This window comes from Nonomuraea sp. 3-1Str, from assembly GCF_031570565.1.
In the GTDB taxonomy this organism is placed as follows: Bacteria; Actinomycetota; Actinomycetes; order Streptosporangiales; family Streptosporangiaceae; genus Nonomuraea.
Map to the genome: position 1 here is coordinate 125244 of NZ_JALHBK010000012.1, position 23056 is coordinate 148299.

The following is a 23056-nucleotide window of genomic DNA, read 5'->3' on the forward strand; positions in this document are numbered from 1 at the left end:
GGTCCGATCCCCGGGCGGCCGGGGATCAGGGTCCCGTCAGGCCGGTGTGGGCGGCGGCGAAGGCGAGGACGTCCGCGGCCAGGGTGATGGAGCGGCTCACCGCGCGGGCGCCGTGGCCGACGTCCGGCTCGTGGCGCAGCAGCACCGGCCCCTCCGCCGAGGTCGCCCTCTGCAGAGCGGCGCACATCTTGCGGGCGTGCATCGGGTCCACCCGCGAGTCGCCGCCCGAGACGGTGAACAACGTCGCGGGGTACGCCGTCCCTTCGCGTACGTGGTGGTAGGGCGAGTAGCCGAGCAGCCAGGCGAGCTGCTCCGGGTCGGCGGCCGAGCCGTACTCCGGCGCCCAGGAGGGCCCGAGGCCGGAGCGTTCGTAGCGGACCATGTCGAGCAGGCCCGCCGAGCACACCACGGCGGCGAACAGATCGGGGCGGCGCGTCAGGACCGCGCCGACGAGCAGGCCGCCGTTCGACTCGCCCCAGGCCGCCAGGCGGCCCGGCTCCGTCCAGCCGTCGGCGACGAGCTTGCCGGCGGCGGCCTCGAAGTCGGCGAAGACGTTCGGCTTGCGGTCGAGCATCCCGTCGCGGTGCCAGGACTCCCCCTCCTCTCCGCCGCCGCGCAGGTGCGCGACGGCGAGGACCCCGCCCGCCTCCACCCAGGCGCGCGAGTCGGCGGCGTACGCGGGCGTCAGCGGCACGCCGAACCCCCCGTACCCCGTCAGGATCGCCGGCCGTGGCCCGGCACGTCCGGGCAGGGCGGAGACGACCATGCGCACGCGCGTGCCGTCGGCGGAGGCGTACTCGACGTGGTGGCTCTCCACCTCCGTGAACGGCACGTGCCCCGGCGCGGTCGCCCAGCGGGCCACCACGCCGTCGCGGGCGTCGTAGCGCCAGACCTCGCCGGGCGTGACGGCGTCGGTGTAGCCGAACCACGCCTCGTGCCCGCCGTCCGGCCGGGACGTCAACGCCGTGACCGTGCCGCTGCCGGGCAGGGGCACCTCCGCCAGCCACTCCCCCGTGGCGGCGTCGTGGACGCCGATCTCGCCGACGGCGTGGCGGGGGCGCGCGGCGAGCAGCCGGCCGCCGTCCAGGACGGGGAACGCGCCGAGGACCGCCCCGCCGTCCTCCGGGACGAGCTCCTTCCAGGCGGACGGCTCCTCCGTGCCGGCGACGCACAGCCTGCGGCGCGGGGCGTCCTGGTCGGTGAGGACGTACAGGCGGCCGTCGGGGCCGACGGCCGCCTCCGTGCGGGCGTCCCGTTCGCGGCCTTCCTCGTGGACGGCGCGCGGGCCGAGCCGCGCCGGGTCGCCGGCGGACAGGTCGGCCAGCCAGGCGCCGTTGCCGGCCCGGGTGCCCGCGGTGATCGTCAGCCACCGGCCGTCGCCGCTGGTCTGCAGGCCGTACGCGACGGGGCCGCGGCTGAACACCTCCACGTCGGCCGGGTCGCCGAGGCGGTGCAGGTAGACGCCCTGCCGGAAGCGGACGTAGTAGAAGCCGGCGCCGCCGGGGAGCCAGGCGACGGGCGAGTAGCGGCAGCCGCCGATCGGCCCGTCCACCGGCTCGCCGGTGGCCAGGTCGAGGACGTACAGCTCCGCGCGCTCGTCGCCGCGCCGCGAGAGCTGGTACGCCACCAGGCGGCCGTCGTGGTCCGGCTGCCAGCCGTCGAGCGTGGTGAGCCCGGAGGGGTCCAGGCGGGCGGGGTCGAGCACCGGCCTGTCGTCGAGGTGGAGCACCGGGTGCTCCTGGCCGGCGGACTGCGACAGGTGGAAGCGGCGCTCGCCGCGCCACAGCGGCGGGGTCACCATGCCGACGGCGCTCAGCTCCACCAGGCGCGCCTCGAACCGGTCGCGCAGCGGCAGCGTGGCGGCGTGCTCGCGCCACAGCCGGTCCTGGGCCTGCTGCCACGCGCGGGTCTCGGGGGCGGCGGGGTCCTCCAGCCAGCGGTACGGGTCGGGGACGGGGTGGCCGTGGAGGTGGTCGACGAGGGACAGACGCCGTGCTTGCGGGTATTTCATGACACGGGCTCCGGTTGCCAGTGGCCGACCAGGTCGGCGTACAGGGGGGCGGTGCGGACGAGCTCGTCGTGGGAGCCGGAGCGCACGTCCGGCCCGTCCATGAGCAGGACGCGGCCGGCGCGCCGCGCGGAGGTGATGCGGTGCGCGACGACGACGAGCGTGCCGCCGCGCCGGGCGAACGCCCGCTCCACCCGCGCCTCGGCGGCGGGGTCCAGGTGCGCCGTGGCCTCGTCCAGGACGACGAGGCGGGCGGGCGACAGGTAGGCGCGTACCAGGGCGACGAGCTGGCGCCCGCCGGCGGACAGGGCGGCGGGGTCGAGCGGCGCGTCGTACCCGCCGGCCGCCCGGACGAGGTCCTCCGCTCCGAGCGCCGCCACGGCCTCGTCCAGCCCGTCCGCTGCGGCGCCGGGACGGAGGTACGTGAGGTTCTCGCGCAGGGTGCCGCGGAAGACGTACGCCTCCTGGGGGATCAGGACCCGGGCGGACGGGTCCAGGGACGCGGCCGGCGCCCCGCCGACCAGCGCCTCCCCCGCGTCCGGCCGCAGCAGGCCGCTGATCAGGGCCGCCAGCGTGGACTTGCCCGCCCCGCTGGGCCCGACGACCGCCAGGTGCTCCCCCTCCGGCACGCGCAGGTCGAGGCCGGCCACGACGGGCGCCGAGTGCGGGCCGTACGCGAAGGTGACGCCGCGCAGCCGGACCTCGGCACTCGCGGGCCGCAGGAGCGGGGCGGCGGGCCGCTCGGCCGGGGCGGCGCCGGCGATGCGCTCCAGCGTCGCCGCCAGCCGCACGCCGCTCACGCCGAGGCCCTGCACGAGCCCGCCGAGGGCGGGCGCGAGGGACTGGGTCACGTACGCCAGCGCCCCCACGACGACGCCCGCGCCGGCCCCGTCGCGCAGCAGCCAGGGTGTGCCGGCGAGGACCAGCAGGACGGGCAGCCAGCCGCCGACCGCCAGCGCGGCCGTGCGGACGGCGGTGACGCGGGCCAGGGCGCGGGCGGCGCCGGCCTGCTCCGCGACGCGCACCGCCAGCCGGTCGCCCTCCCGCTCCTCCGCTCCGCAGGCGGTGATGTCGCGCAGCCCGCCCATCGTCGCCGTCATCGCCTCGGCCAGCCGCTCGTCGGCGACCAGGAACGCCCGCTGCCTGCGGGCCAGCGCCGGCAACGACACCAGGAACAGCCCCAGCCCCGCCCCGAACGGCGGCAGCACCAGCGCCGCCGCGCCCGGCGCCAGCGTGAGCAGCCCGAGCACGACGCTGAGCACGGTGAACGCGAACCCCCGCACGGTCGTCACCACCGCGGCGAACGCGTCCCTGGCCAGCTCCACCTGGAGTCCGGCCCGGGTGACCGCGGCGCTGTCCCGCCGCGCGCCCGCGGTGGCGGCCGCCCGCCGTACCGCGCCGTGGACGACGAGGGCCAGCAGGTCGTCGCGGAACGGCTCGGCGACGGCGGCGACGGCCAGCACGATCTGGCGCGCGGCCACGGCGGCGACCAGCCACGCCACCCCGAGCGCGGCGAGCCACAGGAAACCGGTGCCGGGACGGCCCGCCGCGAAGCCGTCCTCGATGGCGCGGGCGATGGCGTGCCCGATGAGGAACGCGGGCGCGGCCTCCAGCACCGACCAGCCGCCGATGCGCGCCAGCTGGTACGGCTCCCGCCGCAGCGCCCGGCGGAGCAGCCACCCCGCCGTCCCCTCGCGGCCGGCCGTGCGCGGGGTCATGGGGTGGCCTCCTGGAAGACGGCGCGGTAGGCGGGGTCCTGCCAGAGACCGGCGTGGGTTCCCACGGCGCGCACGGCGCCGCCCTCCAGCCAGACGACCTGGTCGGCGCCGGCGGCGGTGGCGAGCCGGTGGGCGGCGACGAGCCGGGTACGGCCGGCGGGGTCGCCGGTGAGGGCCCGGCCGACCTGCCGCTCGGTGACGGTGTCGAGGCTGCTGGTCGCGTCGTCCAGGACGAGCACGCGCCCGGCCTGGGCGAAGGCGCGGGCCAGGCCGATCCGCTGCCGCTCGCCGCCGGACAGCGGCGCCTCGGGGAGCGGGGTGGCGTACCCCTGGGGCAGCCGCCTGACGAAGCCGTCGGCCCTGGCCGCCACGGCCGCCGCGACGACGGCGCCCGACGCGGGGCGTTCCGAGGAGGCGGCGGGGAGGCCGAGGGCGATCGCGTCCCCCATCGTGTCGCCGACCAGGACGGGGCGGTCGAAGGCGCAGCCGATCGCGCGCCGCAGCTCGTCGCGGGTCAGCTCGGGCAGCGGCACGCCGTCCATCAGGATCGTCCCGCGTTCCGGGTCGGTCAGGCGGGCCGCGAGGGCGGCGAGCAGCGACTTGCCCGATCCCGAGCGGCCCACGACGGCCGTCACGGAGCCGCCGGGCACGACGAGGTCGCCCACGGTCAGCCCGTCCGCGGCCACGCCACGGAACTCCAGCGTGCCCTCCGGGGCGCCGACGCCGTCGTCGGAAAGCGGGCGGGTGCGGGGTCCGAGGCCGTCGGCGGGAAGCGGGCGGGTGCGGGTGCGGGGTCCGTCGCCGATGGTGGGAAGCGCGCGGGTGCCGTGGGCGGGGCGGGGGACGGGGAGCAGGGCGGCCAGGGGGGCGCCCGCCGGTCGGGCCCCGGCCAGGGCGCCGGTCAGCCCCCGCCCCGTGCTCAGCGCCGAGCCCAGCACCGCGTACCTCGCCCCCGCGTACAGCCCCCCCACGGTCAGCTCTCCCGATGCGAGCAGCAGGCCACCCGCCGCCAGCACCGCCACCTCCGCCAGCGGCATGACGAGTCCGGCGCGCACCCCGGCCGAGGCGTTGGCGCGCCACAGGGCCAGGCCGTGCCGGCGCAGCGCCTCCAGCGGGGCGAGGACACGGGCGGCCTCACGGTCGGCGGTGCCGGCGGCCGCGATGGTGCGGGCGCCGTCCAGCGCGCCGACGAGCCGGGCGGCGATCTCGCCCTGCGCCTCCTGGTAGCCGCCCGCGAGAGCCGTGGTCGTACGGAGGAACGCGCGTAACACCAGCAGGACGAGGACGATCCCGGCGGCCAGGGCGGCGGTCAGGACGGGATGGATGAGCGTGAGCGCCACGAGGGCGCCCACCGTCGGCACGAGCAGCGCGAGCGCGCCGGTGATCGTCTCGGGGGCGCGGCCCGCCTCCTCGGCGTTGAGTCCGGCGCGGGTGACCAGCTCCCCTTCCGGGAAGCGGCGGGTCGCGACGGGACCGGCGCCCAGCACGTGGCGCAGGATCCGGAGGCGGAGCCCGGCCGCGGCGCGGGCGCCGCTCGCGCCGCGCGCCCACACGCCGATGCTCTCGCAGAGCATGACGCAGGCGACGAGCGCGGCGCAGGCGACCAGCCAGCCGCCGGCGCCCGAGGTGAACGGCTGCCGGCCGCCGCCAGTGAGGGAGGCGGTGAAGGCGTCGACGGTCCTGCCCGCCGCGTACGGCAGGGCCAGCTCCCCGGCCGCTCCGGCGACGGCCGTGACGGCCAGCACCACGGGCCAGGGCCCGCCGCGCCGTACCGCGTCCATCACCAGCCGGTCTCCGGCCCGCACCCCTACCTCCGCGTCTTACACGTCCTGCAGTCTCACCGGTCATGCAGGCTCACTGGTCATGCAGGCTCACTGGTCGTACATGGGCCGATCCCCGCGCCGACGAGACGGCGGCGCGGGGATCTCCGATGCCGCGGGTCAGTGGCAGACCGCGACACTCAGGTTGCTGGGGGCGCCGGAGTGGCAGCCCAGCACGGTGAGCGTGGAGCCGCCGCTGGCGACGTCGCTGCTCGCCGGGGACTCGAGGCCCTGCAGGTCGAGGAGAACCATGGTTTACACCTCCTTCCAGGGGTCGGGGTGACGGGGCCGCCCTTGCGAGGCCGGCTCCAGGAAGGGCAGGTGCACGGGCTGCTCGCCCAGCACCGAACCGAGCGCGAACAGGACACCGGCGGTGCCCGTCGCGAAGTCCATCGAGAGCCGCAGCAGCCGGTCGCCGGGGAAGGCGAGGCCGCCGGCGAACGGCAGCGCGTGCCACCGCAGCCCCTCGACCAGCCGGCCGGCGAACGGGTCGCGTTCCGGGAGCGCGGCGATGATCCCGGCCCGGCCGGTGAACAGCCCCGGCTGGACGTAGTAGCCGGCGCGGCCGGCGGCCCGCAGGCCGGCCAGCGCGTCGGCGAGGCCGGGGTCGTCGCGGTGGCCGAGGTGGCGGGCGAGGACCAGGGCGATGCCGGCCGATCCCTCGTCGAGGTACGGCAGGAGCCGCCAGCCCTGGTTCACCTGGAGCGAGCCGTCCTGGGAGGTGGCGCAGCGGCGGAGGTCCTGCCGGAGCGCGGTGTCGGCCAGGTCGAGCAGCGCCGGGTCGCCGGTGTGCTCGTAGGCGTGCAGGAACAGCAGGGCGGGGCCGCTGGAGCCGTGCATGAGGCCGGCTCTCGGGTGGTCGCCGCCGCTGGTCTCGGGGACGTCGCCGGGGCCGCCGAGCCGGTCGGCGCAGATGTCGACGGCGCGCAGGGCGGCCCGGGTGAGTTCGGGCTCGTCATGGCGGCGGCCGAGGTGGAGGAGGTTCAGCCCGATGCCGGACAGGCCGGAGGAGAGGGCGGATTCGAGGCCGTCCCACTTCTCGCGTAAGCAGACGTCGGCCAGGTCGAGGGCGTCCTGGCGGCGGCCGAGCCGGTCGAGGGCGTACGCAATGCCGTGCAGGCCGTCGTACAGGCCGAGCCCCGACCCCTGGGCGGGCCGCAGCGCGCGCTCGCGCAGCCACTCCTCGTAGGCGGGGTACCGGCCGGCGCCGGTCGCCGCGAGCGCGTACAGGACGCCGGCGGCGCCGTGGGCGAGGTTGAGGCCGCCGCCGGGGCGGAACTGGGCCACGTCGCCGGGGAACAGCCGGTCGTCCCTCTCCGGGGTGGCGGAGGCGGTGATGGCCCGGCACATCGCGTCGCGCAGCTCGGTCCAGGGCGCGCGTCCCGGCATGGGCGTGCGGTCCGGCCCAGGGCCGGCGGGCGCGGCGTCGCGGGAAACGGGCAGGGTGTCGCCGAGGATGGTGGCCGCGGCGGCGCCGACCATGTCCGCCGTCCCCGGGAAGCTCTCCGCGACCATCTCCGCGACCTGGAGGATCTTCGGCCGGTGCAGCGGCAGCATGATGGTGCACTGCGGGGCGAACAGGGCGAACCTGAGGCACGCCATCGCGTACCTGTCGACGTCCACGCCCTGCCGGTCCGGCGGCGCGGCGAACGCGGGGTGGGCCAGCGCGGCCCGCGCGCCGTCGTCGGCGAGCGTGGCGACCTCGTAGTCGATCAGCACCACGCGCCCGTCCTCCGTGAGCAGCACGTTGTCCGGGTGCAGGTCTCCGAAGACGACGCCGCGGGCGTGCAGCGCCTCGATGGCGGCCTCGACCCGGTCCAGCGTGGCGAGCGCCCAGCGGGTGTACTCGGCGACGTCCTCGGCCCGGCAGGTGGCGCGGGTGAGCGGGTAGCGGTGGACGAGGCGGCGCTGGAGCGGCGTGCCGTCGACGAACTCCATCGCGATGAAGTGGTGCTCGCCGAGCGTGAAGTGGTCGCGCAGCGCGGGCGCCGCGTCGAGGCCGGCCAGGCGTTCGAGCATGTCGCGCTCGTGCCCGAGCCGGGTGACGGCGTCGCGCCCGGCGGCGTCGAGGCCGGCGTGCGGACGCGCCTCCTTCAGCACCAGCCGCTCGCCGGTGGGGCGGTGGCGGGCCAGGTAGACGCCGCCGCCGTTGGAGAAGTGCAGGACCTGCTCGATCTCGTACGGCAGGCCGGTCGTGGTGACCGCGTTGCGGGCGGCCAGATGGGGCTCCAGGAAGGCGGGCAGTGTCGCCCACGGCGGCACGGTGAACGTGGCCCCGCGCACGTCCGGCACGAGCCGGCCGTCGGCGTCCTCGACCGCCGGCACCCGCTCGCCGGCGCCGGACAGGCAGTGCCGCTCGGCGAACCCGCCGTGGCGCACGTAGAGCGGGCCCTCGCCGTACCTGAGGTCGCTGAGGACGTACGGGCCCTGGACGCCGCGCAGCAGCTCGTGCAGCTCCTTGAGGGCGAGTTCGAGTTGCGCCTCGTCGCGCGGGTAGATGGTCACGAGTTTCCCGCTGGAGGCGCGGGAGGCGGCCTTGGAATTGACCATCACGTGCACGGCCGGATCGCGCAGGAATTTGAACGCCATTCCGCGGGGAACGCAGTAATCCCATACGGCGGCGATGGCGCGCTCGGCGTCGTCGAGGCGGGCGGAGACGTGGATCTTCCAGCCCTGCCGGGGCAGCGGGGGCTGACCGGTGGCGGCGTAGTAGCACCAGGTTCCGGTGACCATGTGGACCCAGCCCTCGGGGAGCGGCCTGCGCAGCAGGGAGAAGCCGGCCTCCTCGGCGTCGGTGTGGCCGAGGGTGTCGTAGAAACGGCTGTCCGCCAGGCAGTACAGCTCGTACTGGTCCATCCGGCGCTCCCTCCCGGTGCGGTCTGGAGTAAGACTGACGTTCCGGGTGGGTTTGCGGCTAGTAACACACGGCATCGCTAAATTGGTACAAATATAATTGCATTTGTGTGTTTTTCATCATTGGCCGGTTATACGGTCACCATTGGCCCGGGGAATGAAGGCCGAGAAGGCGAATTCGCCCCCGCGAGCGTCCGTCTCCAGCCAGCCGCCGAGCCCCGCGAGCCGCTCCGTCATGTTCCCGAGCCCGTGCCCGCCGCTGTGAGACCCGCCGTTGTGAGGCCCACCGGTGTGAGGACCGCCACTGTGAGACCCGCCGGTGTGAGGACCGTCACCGTGAGGACCGCCCCCGTGCGGCCCGAGGTGGTGCCCGCTCCCGTGACGCCGCACCGGGCGGGCGCCGTCGTTCCTGATCGACAGGGTTATCAGCCGGTCCTGCTCGTCCAGCCGGATCACGCACCTCCGCGCGGCGGCGTGCCGCAGGATGTTCGTCACGCCCTCACGCAGGACGTGGACCAGCGCCTCGGCCACCTCCCCCGGCAGGTCACGGCACGACACCCGTACGTCGCAGCGCACCCCCACCGACTCCAGCAGGGCGCGCGCCGACGCCACCTCGCTCTCCAGCGACGCGTGGCCCCCGCCGTGGGCGACGGAGCGCACGTCGGAGGCGAGGGCGCGCAGCAGCACCAGGGTCTCCCCCACCTCGACCTCCGCCTTGGGGTCGCCCTCGCGGACCAGCCGCTCGACGAGCTGCGCCTTCAGCACCAGGGCGGTCAGCCGGTGCCCCACCAGGTCGTGCAGGTCGCGGGTGAACCGCCGGCGCTCCAGGGCGACGGCCCGGCCGATGACGTCGTTACGGGCGGCCGCCAGCCAGTGCGCCCGCCCCGCGAGCGTCACCACGGCGTACTCCGCCAGCCCCAGCACCGGCGCGCCCACCGCCCAGCCCGTGTGGGCCAGCGCGCCCGGCGGCGCCCACAGCAGCACCGGGCCGCAGGCCGCGGCGAGGGCCACCAGCACCGCTGACCGGACGCGGTACGCGGTCACGAGCAGCGCGCCCGACAGCAGCCCGCACACCGGCGTCCACGCCGCCCCGAACCACGGCATCGGCAGGTACGTCAGCCACGCCTGCGCCCCGACCAGCCACCACCCGCCCTCCCGGCGCGCCAGCACCCCCAGGACGAACCGCGCGTGCACGGCCAGCAGCGCCATCAGCACCACCGCCCCGACGGGCACCGCCAGAGCGGACTCCACGGGGACCGTCAGAGCGGCCTGGACGGGGACCGTGAGAGCCGCCAGTCCGGCCGTCACGGCGACCCGGCCCAGCCACAACGGGGACATGGGGGTGACGACCACCGAGCGCAAGCGGGCCGCGAACCCGTTCCCCGTGCAGTACACCCGCCCCCCGCCTGCCGCCCGGTCCACGCCTCCCTCTAATCGACCCGATCGGCCGACGCCTGTAAAGCGGATGGCCTGGTTCGGACACCTTCGGTCCGCAAGCCGGGGCAAACATGCCAGTCATAGGGTTGACCCCATGGAATACACGCGACTCGGCACCACTGGCCTGAAAGTCTCCCGTATCTGCCTTGGCATGATGAGCTACGGCGACCCCGCCAAGATGGAGTGGACCCTCACCGAGGAGCAGGCGGAGCCGCTGGTGCGGCGCGCGGCCGACGCCGGTGTGACGTTCTTCGACACGGCGGACGTCTACAGCGCCGGCGAGAGCGAGGTCGTCACCGGCAACCTGCTGCGCAAGATCTTCCCCCGGCGGGAGGACTACGTGCTGGCGACCAAGGTCTACTTCCCCATGGGCGAGGGGCGCAACGACCGCGGCCTGTCGCGCAAGCACATCCACGCCTCGATCGACGACTCCCTGCGGCGGCTCGGCACCGATCACGTGGACCTCTACCAGATCCACCGCTGGGACGACGAGACGCCCATCGAGGAGACGATGGAGGCGCTGCACGACGTGGTCAAGGCCGGCAAGGCCCGCTACATCGGCGCCTCCACGATGTGGGCGTGGCAGTTCGCCAAGGCGCAGCACGTCGCCGAGGTCAACGGGTGGACCCGGTTCGTGTCGATGCAGCCGCACTACAACCTCCTCTACCGCGAGGAGGAGCGCGAGATGCTGCCGCTCTGCGCCGACCAGGGCGTGGGCGTCATCCCGTGGAGCCCGCTGGCGCGCGGCGTGCTCGCCCGCGCCGGCCAGGACGCCGCGACCGCGCGGGCCGGCTCCGACCCGCGCATCGGCTCCCTGTACGAGCCGGACGACGACCAAATCGTCATCGACCGGGTGGCGCGGATCGCCAAGGAGCGGGACCTGCCTCCCGCGCAGGTCGCGCTGGCCTGGGTGCTCCAGCAGCCGGCGGTGACGGCCCCGATCGTGGGCGCCACCAAGGAGCGGCACGTGGACGACGCGGTCGCCGCGGTGGACGTCCGGCTGACGGAGGAGGAGCTCACCTTCCTCACCGAGCCGTACCGGCCGCGCGTGGTCCGCTTCTGACGGTCGTCACCCGCTCCCCGCGGCGTCCGCCGGGAGCGGCCGGGCGGGGCCGGAAGTGTCGGTGGCGGCTTCTAAGCTTTGGCCATGGCACGTGCTAACGAGGAAGCGGCGGCGGCGCTGCAGGAGTACGCCGAGCTGTTCGCGCTGACCGGCGGTGACGCCTTCCGGGTGCGCAGCTACCAGAAGGCCGCCAAGGCCATCGCCGGCTTCCCCGAGGACATCTCGGCGACCGACGTGCGCGGCGTCCCCGGCGTCGGCGAGGCGATCGCGAAGAAGATGGAGGAGTTCCTGCTGCGCGGGAGCTTCCGGCAGCTCGACGACCTGCGCGGGCGGGTGCCCGAAGGGGTCCGGCGGCTGACGCGGGTGCCGTCGCTGGGGCCGAAGACCGCGATCATGCTGTTCGAGGACTACGGCATCGACTCCCCCGCCGCGCTGGGCGAGGCGATCGCGGCGGGCCGGCTCGACGGCGTCAAGGGCCTCGGCGCCAAGACCCTGGCCAACCTCGCCAAGGGCGTCGAGCAGATCGAGCAGGCGGGCCGCCGGGTCCACATCGGCGTCGCCATGTCGCTGGCCGAGCAGGTGATGGCGTCCCTGACGGCCGAGCGCGTCGCCTACGCCGGGTCGCTGCGCCGCATGAAGGACACGATCGGCGACATCGACATCCTCGCCGTGGCACCCGAATCGATCATGGAGGAGTTCCGGGCGCAGCCGTACGTCGCGGAGGTGATCGCGGCCGGCGACAAGAAGACGTCGATCCGCACCACCTCCGGCGTGCAGGTCGACCTGCGGGTGGTGCCCGCGGCCTCGTGGGGCGCCGCCCTGCAGTACTTCACCGGCTCCAAGGAGCACAACGTCGCGATCCGCGAGATGGCGGTCAAGAAGGGCTGGAAGCTGTCGGAGTACGGCCTGTTCGAGGGCGAGCGGGTGATCGCCGCCGAGTCCGAGGAGGACATCTACGCCGCGCTCGGCATGCAGTACGTCCCGCCGCCCATGCGCGAGGACGGCGGCGAGGTGCGGGCGGCGCTGCGCGGCGAGCTGCCCGAGCTGGTGCGGCTGGCGGACCTGCGCGGCGACCTGCACACCCACACCGACCTGACCGACGGCATCGCCTCGCTGGAGGACATGGTGGCCGCCGCCGAGGCGCGCGGCTACTCCTACTACGCGGTCACCGACCACGCGCCCGACCTGGCCATGCAGCGCATGACGCTCGACAAGGCGCTGGAGCAGCGCGAGCGGCTGGCCAAGCTGCAGGAGCGGCACCCGGGCATGCGGCTGCTGCACGGCAGCGAGCTCAACATCGCGCCCGACGGCTCGGTCGACTGGCCCGCCGAGGTGCTGCGGGAGTTCGACGTGTGCGTGGCCTCCGTGCACTCCCACTTCGGCATGCCGCGCGACGAGATGACCCGCCGCTTCATCGCCGCCTGCGAGAACCCGTACGTCGACATCATCGGCCACCCCACCACCCGCAAGATCGGCAAGCGTGACCCGGTCGACGCCGACTGGGACGCGATCTTCCGCGCCGCCGCCCGCACGGGCACGGCCATGGAGATCGACTCCTACCCCGACCGCTCCGACCTTCCGTCCGACCTGGTACGGCTGGCCAGGCACCACGGGGTGAAGTTCTCCATCGACAGCGACTCCCACGCCATCCCGCACCTGGCCCACCAGCGGTTCGGCGTCGGCATCGCGCAGCGGGCCTGGCTCACCACCGACGACGTCATCAACACCTGGCCACTGGAGCGGCTCCGGGCCTTCCTGCGGCCCTGACGCCTTACCGGGTTTCCCGGGGCTCCCGGCGTAAGGTGGGAAGGACCTGTCCTCGCGGCGTGTGGGGGGCTCATGACGGCGAAGGCGTTCGCCTCGTCGGCCGACCTGGCCGACCAGCGGCAGAGCCTGGACGTGCTGGCGGACGGCGTGTACGCGTTCACCGCCGAGGGCGACCCCAACGCCGGCGCGATCGAGGGCGAGGACTTCCTCGTCTGCTTCGAGGCGCTGGCGACACCCGTGGCGGCGCGTGAGTGGCTGACCCGGCTGCGCGAGCACACCGACAAGCCGGTGCGCTACCTCGTGCTGTCGCACTACCACGCCGTGCGGGTGCTGGGCGCGAGCGCGTTCGGCGCCGACGTCGTCGTGGCGCACGACAAGACGCGGGAGCTGGTCGCCGAGCGCGGCAAGGAGGACTGGGAGTCGGAGCTCGGGCGGATGCCGCGCCTGTTCAAGGAGCCTGCCAGCATCCCCGGGCTGACGTGGCCGACACTGACGTTCTCCGACCGGCTCACGATCGACCTCGGCGGCGGGCGGGGCGACCTGGTGCTGTGGCACTGCGGGCGCGGCCACACCGAGGGCGATCTGGTGGTCTGGCTGCCCGAGCGGCGCATCCTGTTCGCCGGCGACCTGGTGGAGGCCCAGGCCGCCCTCTACACCGGCGACGCCTTCCACCGCGACTGGGCCACCGGCACGCTCGACCGGATCGCCGGGCTGGGCGCCGAGACGCTGGTCGGCGGGCGCGGCGCGGTCGCCTGGGGCCGGGAGGCGGTGGACGCGGCCATCGCGCAGACCCGGATGTTCCTGGAGGTCATGATCCGCGAGGTGGGCGCCGTGCGCGACGCGGGCGGGACGCTCAGGCAGGCGTTCGAGGCGGTGCGCGAGCGGCTCGCGCCCCGGTTCGGCGGGTGGCCGATCTTCGAGCACTGCCTGCCGTTCGACGTGTCGCGGCTGTGGGACGAGCTGTCCGGCGTCGAACGCCCGCGGGTCTGGACGGCGGCCCGCGACCGCGAGGTCTGGGCCCTCCTCCAGGGCTGAGCGACGATGTCGCCGGACCCGTTCCCCGGCCCCCCGCCGCCGGCCGGGCCGCTTCCCGTGGTCGTGATCGGGGCGGGGCCGGTGGGGCAGACGGCGGCGCTGCTGCTGGCCCGCTGGGGGCTGCCCGTCGTCGTCCTGGACCGGCGTCCCGGCCGCGATCCCGCCGGGTCGAGGTCGATCTGCCAGCAGCGGGACGTGCTCGACGTGTGGGAGGCGGCCGGCTGCGGCGCCATCACCGCCGAGGGGCTGACCTGGACCACCGCGCGCACCTACTACCAGGGCCGGGAGCTGTTCGCCTGGAGTTTCGACCCGGGCCGCTCGCCGCTGCCGCCGTTCGTGAACATCTCACAGGCCCGCACCGAGGAGCTACTGGACGAGCGGATCGCCGCCACGCCGCTGATCGACGTGCGGTGGGGGCACGAGGTGGTCGCCTTCCCGCCCGATGCGGACGGGGTGACCGTGCGGTGCGCGAACGGCGCCGAGGTGCGGGGCTCGCACGCGGTCGCCTGCGCCGGAGCCCACGGCGGGCTCGTACGGGCCGCGCTGGGGGTGTCGTTCGACGGGGAGACGTTCGACGAGCGGTTCCTCATCTGCGACGTCCGCGCCGAGCTGCCCGGCTGGGAGCGGGAGCGCCGCTTCCACTTCGACCCCGCCTGGAACCCCGGCCGCCAGGTCCTCGTCCATCCGTGCCCGGGATCGACGTACCGCATCGACTGGCAGGTGCCGCCGGACTTCGACCTCGCGGCCGAGGAGGCGTCGGGCGGGCTGGACCGGCGGATCAGGCAGGTCGTGGGCGAGCGGCCGTACGAGCTGGTGTGGCGGACCGTGTACCGGTTCCACTCGCGGGTGACGGACCGGATGCGGGCGGGGCGGGTGCTGCTGGCGGGCGACTGCGCTCACCTGGTGGCGCCGTTCGGCGCCCGCGGGCTGAACTCCGGGGTGCCGGACGCGGAGAACGCCGCGTGGAAGATCGCCTTCGTACGGTACGGGTGGGCGCCGGAGGAGCTGCTGGGGACGTACGAGACGGAGCGGCGTGCGGCGGCGCTGGAGAACCTGGAGGTGACGGCGGCGACGATGCGCTTCCTCGCGCCGCGCACCGAGGCCGGGTGGGCACGCCGCCGCGAGATCCTCGACCGCGCCGCCTCGGCCCGCTCCCCGGAGAGGGTCTCGGCGGTGGACTCGGGACGGTTCGCGGAGCCGTTCTGGTATCTCGACTCGCCGCTGACGACGCCCGCTCCCGGGCGGACGTTCACCGGACGGCCGGCGAGGGGCGAGTCCGCCTCGCCGGTCCCCGGCGGGATCGTGCCCGACGCGCCCGTGTCCGTCCAGGGACGGCCGGAGGTGACCAGGTTGCGGCAGGTGTGCCGTGACGGGTTGCTCGTGCTGCTCGCCGAGGGGCTCGACCGCGAGGCGCTCGGCACGGCGGCGGCCCGCGCGGTCCGGGCGCCGGTCACGGTGCTGGACCTGGACGAGATCGACCCGGGCGGCGGCGTGCGTGAGGCGCTGGGGGCGAGGCCGGGCGAGGCGTGGCTGATCCGCCCGGACGCCCACATCGCCGCCGTCCTCACCGGCCCGACCCTGCCCGCCCTGACCCGCGCCGCCCGCCGCGCCCTCGGCCACCCGTCGTAGCCCATCGAGGGGGCCCGGCCCGGCGCCCGCCGCCGCCCTCGGCCACCGCCGTCCCGCCTGCTCCCGGCGGGAAGCCCGGTCCGGGCCGTACGAGGGTCAGGAGCCGGCGAGCAGGGCGGCGAACAGCGCCTTGCCCTCGCGGTCCAGCCACGTCTCGAAGCTCATCAGCCCCGGGTGCAGGGCCCGCAGCGCCGGGATGTCCGCGGCCCAGGCCCCGAACGACTCCGTCTCCAGGTGGGACGCCCCGAGCCCGAGTGCCGCGCGCCGCTCCTCGGGGATGGGGTCGGTGTTGACGGGATGGCCGGTGGCGCGGGTGATGGCGGCCGCCAGGTCGTCGCGGGTCAGCTCGTCGCCGGCCAGCTCCAGCGCCTCACCCAGGTAGCGGTCCGGGTCGGTGAAGGCCAGCGCGGCGAACGCGCCGATGTCGGCGACGGCGATGAGCTGGACCCTCGCCTTGGGCGGGATGATCCGCATGAGCGCGGTCTCACCGGTCACGCCGAAGCCCGGCCGGGTGTGGTTCTCCATGAACATGACGGGGCGCAGGATCGTGGCCGGCAGGCCGAGCGCCCTGATGTGCCGCTCGATCTCCCACTTGGTGTTCCAGGTGGCGATGCCGGTGTCCCGGTCGGCGCTGCCGACGGAGGTGTAGACGAGGTGCCGCACACCGGCCTCGTGCGCGGCGTCGGCCACGTTGACGCCGAGCCGTACCTCCTCGGCGACGCCGTGCGGCGGGCCGGCGGCCGGTTGCACGCTGAACACCCCGTAGGCGCCGCGCACCGCCTCCGCCAGCGACTCGCGGTCGCCCATGTCGCCGGGCACGAGCTCGGCGCCGGCCTTCGCCAGCAGCCGGGCCGCCGGGGCGCCCGGGTCGCGTACCAGGGCTCTGACGTGCCAGCCCTTCGCCAGCAGGGCACGTGCGGTGGCGCCGCCCTGCTGGCCCGTCGCGCCGGTGACGAGCACGGTCCGTCCGATCATGGTGTCTCCTTGGTAGATTATGCGGAGCGATGCTCCGGAACATACGGAGCACTGCTCCGGTTGTCAACACCGAAGGAGACCCCCGCCGTGCCCGAGGCGCTTCGCGCGGACGCCCGCCACAACCACGACCAGCTCCTGACCGCCGCCCGCGCGGCCTTCGCCGAGCACGGCACGGAGGCGTCGCTGCGCGACATCGCCCGGCGCGCCGGCGTGGGGATCGGCACCCTCTACCGGCACTTCCCGACGCGCGAGGCGCTGCTCCAGGCGCTCATGCGCGACCGCTTCGACGGTCTGGCCCGGCGGGCCGCCGACCTGCTCGCCGAGCCGTCGCCGCGCGACGCCCTGGCCACCTGGCTCGCGGAGGTGGCGGCCGGGTCCGCGACGTACCGGGGCCTGCCGGAGTCGGTCATGGCGGCGTTGCGCGACGAGGAGTCGGAGCTGCACGCCTCGTGCGCGGCGATGCGGGCGGCCGGCTCCCAGCTGCTGGAACGCGCCCAGACGCGGGGCGGCGTACGGCACGACGTCACCACGGAGGAGCTGCTGGCGATCGCGGCCGGCATGGCGTGGGCGGGCGAGCAGTCGCCGGGGCGGCCAGAGCTGGCGCGGCGCCTGCTGTCCCTCGCCATGACGGGTATATCCCAGACGGAGGACCCGCCGGAGAGGGCCCGCTGACGGCCCTCGCCACGACCGAGCCGTTACGGGGCGGCCAGTGGATCAGAACCGGTCGATATGATTACATGGTTTTCCAGTAGGAAATAAAGATTAACGGAGGTGGTGGCCCCGTGAAGCAGGCCGTGACAACGATCGTCAAGCCCTTGCCGGACCACCTGTTCCGGCTGCACGACGGCAACGCGGAGATGCGCTGGGAAGCCATGGCCGGCGCGGGCTACCACACGCCGACCGACCGGTTCTTCGTGCGCAACCACACCGTCACCCCGCTGATCGACGCCTCCACGTGGCGGCTGCGCCTGCACGGCCCCGGCGTGCGATGTCCCGCCTCGTACACCTATCAGCAACTGCTCGCCATGCCCTCGCGGACCATCGACACCGCGATCGAGTGCGCCGGGAACGGCCGCAGCCTCTACGACACCCAGCAGCGCGAGCCGGCCCCCGGGGCGCAGTGGGGGCTCGGCGCGATCGGGGTGGCGCGCTGGCGCGGCGTGCCCCTGTCGTACCTCCTGCGGGAGGCCGGCCTGCGGCCCGAGGCCGTGGACGTGGTGGCGCGGGGGCTGGACGCGCCGTTCGAGGACCACGGCCGGGTACGCAGGCCGCTGCCCGCCGGCAAGGCCATGGACGACGTGATAGTCGCCTACGAAATGAACGGCGAACCGCTTCCGCCCGATCACGGATTTCCGGCGCGGCTGGTGGTCCCGGGATGGGCGGGAATTGCGTCCATCAAATGGCTCGGCGATCTGGAGGTCGCCACCGAGGAGATCTTCACTCCCTGGAACACCCTGTTCTACCGCGATATCACCACGCAGCCGGTCAAGAGCGCTTTCGAACTTCCCTGGGACGCCGTGCTCCCCCTCGGCGTCCCCCACACCCTGCACGGCCGGTCATGGTCGGGGCGCGGCCGCATCACCCGCGTGGAGGTGAGCTTCGACGGGGGCGGCAGCTGGCATCCGGCCCAGCATCACGGCCGCCGCCTGGTCAGCGCCTGGCTGCCGTGGCACGTCCAGTGGGCGCCCCGTACCCCCGGGCGGCACGTCCTCATGGCGCGCGCCACCGACGAGACCGGCGCGACACAGCCGCTGGTCACTCCGCGTCACCCCTTCGGCTATCACTTCGACGCCGTCGTGCAACACCCGATTCATGTTGTCAGCGGATAGGAAAATGTCACCGATCCATGCTGAGCTGCGCATTCCCGAATGGTCTGCCCGGGTACGGTGAATTCATCTGAAAGACTCGCGCGGAAACCCATCCGAAATCGGTCCGTGTGACGCTGACCACACGAGACCATAAGGAGCCAAGATGCGCCAGTTGACCGCACTCGACGCCCAGTTCCTCAACGTCGAGTCCGCGACCACCGCCGCGCACGTGGCGGGGCTGGCCATCCTCGATCCGGCGGACGGCGCGGTCAACCGCGACGCCCTGGCCGAGCTGCTCCTCGAACGCGTCCACCTGTCTCCCGCCCTCAGCCTCCGGATCGCGCCGGTGCCGTTCGGCCTCGACCATCCGTACTGGGCGGCGGATCCCGGGTTCGACCTCGGCAACCACCTGTTCGAGACCGCGCTGCCGGATCCGGGCGACCAGCGGCAGCTCGCCGACGAGGTGGCGCGCATCCACGCCCGGCGGCTCGACCGGGCGCACCCGCTGTGGGAGATGCACCTCATCCACGGGCTGGCGGGTGGGCTGGTCGCGGTGTACACGAAGGTGCACCACGCGGCCATCGACGGCGTCTCGGGCGCGGAGACGCTCGCCGCCCTCCTCGACCTCGCCCCGGGCGACCGCCGCCGCCCCGCCGCCCCGCCTTCCGGCGCGTCGCGGGCGGCCTCGTCCGGGGGTACGGCACGGTCCGCCCCGACCGGGGCGCGGGCGGGCGGCGGCGCGTCGCGGGCGGCGTCGTCAGGTGCGACGCTGCGGGCCGTCCCCACCGTCGTCCCCTTGGCCGGCTCCGAGGAGACCTGCCTCGCTCCGCCCGGCGAGACGCCCGCCCCGGCCCCGGGCCCCCTCCCCACACCGTCGAACGCCGGTCAGGAAGGCGGGGAGGAGCCCGGCCTGGCGCGGATGCTCGCCGGCGCCGCCGTGCGGTCCGCCACGCAACCCGTTCGCGCCGTGCGGGCCGCCGTCCGCGCGGCCGGCGACCTCGACGCGATCCCCCTGGTCTCCAGTGTCCCGGGCGCCGGGCTGATCGCCAGGGCGGCCAGGCTCGTGGCGCGGGACCGGCACCACCGGCCGGAGGTTCCCAGGCTGGTGGCCCCGCGCACCCCGTTCAACGGCCCGGTCAGCGCCGAGCGGCGCGTGTCGTTCGGCTCGGTCCCGCTCAAGGACGTCAAGAGCGTCGCCAAGGCCAACGGCATCAGCGTCAACGACGTCGTCATGACCCTGTGCGCCTCCGCCCTGCGCGCGTGGCTGGTGGAGCGGGACGCGCTGCCCGCGGAGCCGCTGGTCGCCGCCGTCCCCGTCGCGGTCCGTACGGGGGGCGCCCGGCAGCTCGTCGGCAACCAGATCTCGGCGATGGTCGCCCCCCTCCCCACGCACGTCGCCGGCGCCCGTGACCGGCTGCGCGAGACGGGGGCCGCGATGCGGGCGGCCAAGCGCCGGTTCGCCGAGGCGCCGGCCTCCTGGCCGGCGGACCTGTGCTCGCTGCTGCCCGCCCCGCTCACGAGCCTGGCGACGCCGGCGCTCTTCCGGCTGGCGTCGGTGGCGTTCCCGCCCATCAACATCATCATCAGCAACGTGCCCGGCCCGCAGTTCCCGTTGTACCTGTGCGGGGGGCGGGTGCTGTCGTACTACCCGCTGTCGGTGGTGTCCGACGTGAGCGGCGGCCTCAACATCACGTGCTTCTCGTACGACGGCATGCTGGACTTCGGCGTCGTCGCCTGCCCGGAGCGCGCGGACGACGTGTGGGGCATGCTCGACCACCTGCGCGCGGCGCTCGACGAGCTGCTGGCGCTCGACGCCGAGTGACCCCACGGCCCGGCACCGCACCGCGACCCGGCACCCCGCCCCCGCACCGGGCCAGGCCGGGGCCGGGCCAGGGCCGGGTCAGGCCAGCGAATGGGCGATGAGCTCGGCCACGGCGTCCGGGTCGAGCTGGTGGCCGGTGAGCTGGCAGAGCGTCTCCTGGTAGAGCAGGACGGCGGCGAACGTGGCCGCCGCCACCTCCAGCCGCGCCGCGTCGCCGCGGGCGCCCGGCAGCGCCAGCTCCAGCGCGAACCTGGCGCGCCGGATCAGCTCCCCGTTCAGGCGGCCGAGCCGCTCCCGTACGGAGCCGTGGGTGTCGGCCTCGCGGAACAGGATGCGCCGCATCGCCGGTGAGGCCCGCAGCGGCAGCCCGCGCGCCAGCCGGGACAGCGTGCCGGCCGGGTCGCCGGGGACCGCGTCGACGTCACGCCCCTCCTCGACGATCGTCCGCTCGTCCACCAGCGCGACCAGCACGTCGATCTTGCGCGGGAAGTAATGGAAGACCAGTCCCTTCGGCACCTGGGCCAGCCGGGCGATGACGGAGGTCGGGGTGGCCTCGTAGCCGCCGCCGGCGAACAGCTCCTCTGCCGCGTCCAGGATGCGCTTGCGCGCGTCACCGCTCACCACAGCCGCACCTTAAGCCCCCGCCCGCTCGCCCCGCCATCCCGCCGGAGGGAGACTCTTGTCGTAAGACAATCATGTATCGTTTGCGACAATGATGTCTCATCCGTTGTGAGGATCCATGAGCCGGGACCAGATCATGAGCGCGGCCATCCGGCACCTGAACGCGGACCCGGCCGCCTCCATGGCGCAGATCGCCGAGGCCGCCGGGGTGAGCCGGGCCACGCTGCACAGGCACTTCAGCAGCCGCGAGGACCTGATGGTCTCGCTCGGCCACCGGGCGCGGGAGCGCTGGGCCGACGCCCAGACGGCCGCCGGCATCACCGAGGCGGTGGCCTCCGGCGAACCGGCACGACTGGAACGCGCCCTCCACGCCCTGCTCACCGCCCTGGTCGGCATCGCCGACGAGTACGGGTTCGGCCTCGCCGACCACGCCCTGGTCACCCATCCCGAGCTGCTGCGCCGTTTCGAGGAGCTGGAAGAGCGCGAGGTCGCGCTCTACACCGCCGCCCAGCAGGCGGGGCTGCTGCGCGCGGACCTGCCGGCGCGCTGGCTGAGCAGCGCGGTGTTCGGCCTGCTGGTGGCCGCGCGGGAGAGTCTGAGGCGCGGCGACATCGCGCGCCGTGAGGTGCCACGCCTGCTCCTCGGCACGTTCCTCTACGGCACCGCCGCCCGCCCCACCGAAGATCGCCCTCCCACCGACGCCCCCACCGCCGGGCACGCCCCCGGGGACCCGGGCGGGGGCACGGGCGGGGACACGGGCGGCGGGCCCGCCTCCGGGGACGGTGACGGCGGGCGCGTGCGGCGGGCGAGGCGATGACGTCCGCCGCCCACCCGGGCTCGGGGCGGCGGCGATGGGCCGGGCTGGTGGTGCTGTCCGTCAGCGTGCTCGTCGTCGTCATGGACATGACCGTCCTCAACGTGGCCCTTCCCGCCATGACCGAAGATCTGCGGCCGGACGCGATCCAGGTGCTGTGGATCGTGGACGTCTACGCGCTCGTGCTGGCGGGTCTGCTGGTCACGCTGGGGGCCCTGGGCGACCGGTGGGGACGCAAGCGGCTGCTGCTGAGCGGGTTCGCCGTCTTCGGGGCGGCGTCCGCCGCCGTGCTCACCGCTGACGGCCCGGAGGCGGTGATCGCGGTTCGGGCGCTGCTGGGCGTGGGCGGCGCGATGGTCATGCCGTCCACCCTGTCCATGATCCGCCACCTGTTCCCCGACCCGCGCGAGCGCGCCACCGCGCTCGGCGTCTGGACGGCCATGGCGGCCGTGGGCGGCGCGCTGGGCCCGGTGCTCGGCGGGCTGCTGCTGGAGCAGTTGAGCTGGCGGTCGGCGTTCCTGGTGAACGTGCCGGTGATGGTCGTGGCCGTCGTCGCCGGGTGGTTCGTGCTGCCCGAGTCGCGCAACCCCGCGCCGGGCCGCTGGGACCTGCTCGGCGCGGTCCTGTCGACCACCGGCATGGTGGCGCTCGTCTACGCCGTCAAGCAGGCCGTCAGGCACGCCGGCGCGGACGGCGGCGGCCCCGGCGGGGCCGGCGGAGTGGGCGGGCTCGGCGGGCTTGGCGGACTTGGCGGGCTTGGCGGGTTTGGCGGTGCGACGCTGACGGCGGCGGGGTTCGCGGTGGTGGCTCTGGGCTGGTTCGTCGCGCGCTGCCTGCGCCGGCCGGAGCCGCTGCTGGAGATCCGGCTGTTCCGGGGCGGGGCGTTCTCGGCGGGCGTGGTGGCGGCGCTGGCCACGTCGATCGCGATGGCGGGGACGCTGCTGCTCCTGGCGCAGTGGTTACAGCTCGTGCAGGGGTACTCGCCGCTGGAGTCGGGGGTGCGGCTGCTGCCCGCCGCGCTGGCGGCCCTGGTCGCCGCGCCTCTGGCCCCCCGGCTGGCGGTCGTGGTGGGGGCGCGGGCGGTGCTGGCGGGCGGGCTGGCCGTGTCGGGAGCGGGATTCCTGGTGGTGTCCGTGGCGCCGCAGCCGCTGGGCTATCCGGCGGTCGCGGCGGCGCTGCTGCTGATCGGTTTCGGCCAAGGAGCGCTGGCGATCTCCTCGGCGGTCGTCATGGCCGGCGCGCCGGCGGAGAAGTCGGGCAGCGCGGCGGCCATCGAGGAGACGTCCTACGAGGTGGGCGGGGGGCTCGGGGTGGCCGTCCTGGGTAGCGTCGCGGCGGCGGTGTACCGTGCCGAGCTGCCGGCCGAGGCCATGGGCGGGACCACGGGCGAGGCCCCGGGCGCCACCGGCAGCGAGGTCGTGGGCGAGAGCTCGGGCCCGGTACCGGAGGGGATGCCCGGTGAGACGGCGGGTGAGGTCGTGCGGGAGTCGCTGGGTGGGGCGCTGGACGTGGCGCGGGAGCTCGGCGCGGCGGGTGCGGAGCTGGCGGCGCAGGCCAAGGCGGCGTTCACCGCTTCGCTGGCGGTGACCTGCGGGGCCGGGGCGCTGCTGATGATCGTCGCGGCGGCGGCCGCCTGGCTCCTCACCCCCTCCGGCCTCGACCTCTCCAGAAACCACCACTGACCCG

Annotated in this window: 17 protein-coding genes; 9 read left to right on the plus strand and 8 right to left on the minus strand. The window is 75.0% G+C overall.

Annotation, left to right across the window (positions count from 1 at the left end; translation table 11 throughout):
• Positions 1-25: 25 nt before the first annotated feature.
• From MTP10_RS20645 to MTP10_RS20670, 6 genes are all read right to left on the minus strand, one after another.
• Complete coding sequence (locus tag MTP10_RS20645) at positions 26-2011, minus strand: prolyl oligopeptidase family serine peptidase (protein ID WP_310711134.1); 1986 nt, start codon at positions 2009-2011, stop codon at positions 26-28.
• Positions 2008-3726 carry an ABC transporter ATP-binding protein gene (locus MTP10_RS20650; protein ID WP_310711135.1) on the minus strand — a complete coding sequence of 573 codons (1719 nt, stop codon included), beginning with the start codon at positions 3724-3726 and terminating at the stop codon, positions 2008-2010. The genes MTP10_RS20645 and MTP10_RS20650 overlap by 4 nt, the downstream gene beginning before the upstream one ends.
• On the minus strand, positions 3723-5531 hold the full coding sequence (locus MTP10_RS20655) for an ABC transporter ATP-binding protein (RefSeq protein WP_310711136.1): 1809 nt from the start codon (positions 5529-5531) through the stop codon (positions 3723-3725). The genes MTP10_RS20650 and MTP10_RS20655 overlap by 4 nt, the downstream gene beginning before the upstream one ends.
• Before the next feature lie 135 nt (positions 5532-5666).
• Positions 5667-5798 (minus strand): SapB/AmfS family lanthipeptide, encoded by a 132-nt coding sequence (locus tag MTP10_RS20660; RefSeq protein WP_175595241.1) that lies wholly within the window; start codon positions 5796-5798, stop codon positions 5667-5669.
• Positions 5799-5801: 3 nt separating this feature from the next.
• The gene (gene lanKC / locus MTP10_RS20665; protein WP_310711137.1) at positions 5802-8402 is read right to left on the minus strand and encodes a class III lanthionine synthetase LanKC; all 2601 of its coding nucleotides are present in this window, start codon (positions 8400-8402) and stop codon (positions 5802-5804) included.
• A gap of 117 nt (positions 8403-8519) precedes the next feature.
• The gene (locus MTP10_RS20670) at positions 8520-9821 is read right to left on the minus strand and encodes a histidine kinase (RefSeq protein WP_310711139.1); all 1302 of its coding nucleotides are present in this window, start codon (positions 9819-9821) and stop codon (positions 8520-8522) included.
• A gap of 109 nt (positions 9822-9930) precedes the next feature.
• Between MTP10_RS20670 and MTP10_RS20675 the strand changes: the two genes are divergently transcribed.
• The 4 genes from MTP10_RS20675 to MTP10_RS20690 all read left to right on the plus strand — a co-directional run bounded on the left by MTP10_RS20675 (position 9931) and on the right by MTP10_RS20690 (position 15330).
• The gene (locus tag MTP10_RS20675) at positions 9931-10899 is read left to right on the plus strand and encodes an aldo/keto reductase (RefSeq protein WP_310711140.1); all 969 of its coding nucleotides are present in this window, start codon (positions 9931-9933) and stop codon (positions 10897-10899) included.
• An 84-nt stretch (positions 10900-10983) separates the two neighbouring features.
• Complete coding sequence (gene polX, locus MTP10_RS20680; protein WP_310711141.1) at positions 10984-12666, plus strand: DNA polymerase/3'-5' exonuclease PolX; 1683 nt, start codon at positions 10984-10986, stop codon at positions 12664-12666.
• 72 nt (positions 12667-12738) lie between these two features.
• Complete coding sequence (locus MTP10_RS20685) at positions 12739-13701, plus strand: MBL fold metallo-hydrolase (protein WP_310711142.1); 963 nt, start codon at positions 12739-12741, stop codon at positions 13699-13701.
• A 6-nt stretch (positions 13702-13707) separates the two neighbouring features.
• Positions 13708-15330: an FAD-dependent monooxygenase gene (locus MTP10_RS20690; protein WP_310711143.1), complete on the plus strand. Its 1623-nt coding sequence runs from the start codon at positions 13708-13710 to the stop codon at positions 15328-15330.
• Between the two features lie 96 nt (positions 15331-15426).
• Here the strand turns inward: MTP10_RS20690 and MTP10_RS20695 are convergent, their stop codons facing one another.
• Entirely contained in the window at positions 15427-16305 is an 879-nt protein-coding gene (locus tag MTP10_RS20695) for an NmrA/HSCARG family protein (protein WP_310711144.1), read from the minus strand.
• 87 nt (positions 16306-16392) lie between these two features.
• Here MTP10_RS20695 and MTP10_RS20700 point away from each other — a divergent pair, with 87 nt between their 5' ends.
• From MTP10_RS20700 to MTP10_RS20710, 3 genes are all read left to right on the plus strand, one after another.
• Positions 16393-16977, plus strand: coding sequence for a helix-turn-helix domain-containing protein (locus tag MTP10_RS20700; protein ID WP_310711145.1), 585 nt, complete (start codon positions 16393-16395; stop codon positions 16975-16977).
• Between the two features lie 122 nt (positions 16978-17099).
• Positions 17100-18134 carry a sulfite oxidase gene (locus MTP10_RS20705; RefSeq protein ID WP_310711146.1) on the plus strand — a complete coding sequence of 345 codons (1035 nt, stop codon included), beginning with the start codon at positions 17100-17102 and terminating at the stop codon, positions 18132-18134.
• Between the two features lie 142 nt (positions 18135-18276).
• Positions 18277-19935: a wax ester/triacylglycerol synthase domain-containing protein gene (locus tag MTP10_RS20710; protein WP_310711147.1), complete on the plus strand. Its 1659-nt coding sequence runs from the start codon at positions 18277-18279 to the stop codon at positions 19933-19935.
• Positions 19936-20013: 78 nt separating this feature from the next.
• On the opposite strand, the gene MTP10_RS20715 is transcribed toward MTP10_RS20710, so the two are convergent.
• Complete coding sequence (locus MTP10_RS20715; RefSeq protein ID WP_310711148.1) at positions 20014-20556, minus strand: TetR/AcrR family transcriptional regulator; 543 nt, start codon at positions 20554-20556, stop codon at positions 20014-20016.
• A gap of 118 nt (positions 20557-20674) precedes the next feature.
• On the opposite strand from MTP10_RS20715, the gene MTP10_RS20720 reads away from it, so the two are divergent.
• Positions 20675-21373, plus strand: coding sequence for a helix-turn-helix domain-containing protein (locus MTP10_RS20720; protein WP_310711149.1), 699 nt, complete (start codon positions 20675-20677; stop codon positions 21371-21373).
• Positions 21370-23052 (plus strand): MFS transporter, encoded by a 1683-nt coding sequence (locus tag MTP10_RS20725; RefSeq protein ID WP_310711150.1) that lies wholly within the window; start codon positions 21370-21372, stop codon positions 23050-23052. Before MTP10_RS20720 ends, MTP10_RS20725 begins: the two co-directional genes overlap by 4 nt.
• The last annotated feature ends 4 nt before the right edge of the window (positions 23053-23056 follow it).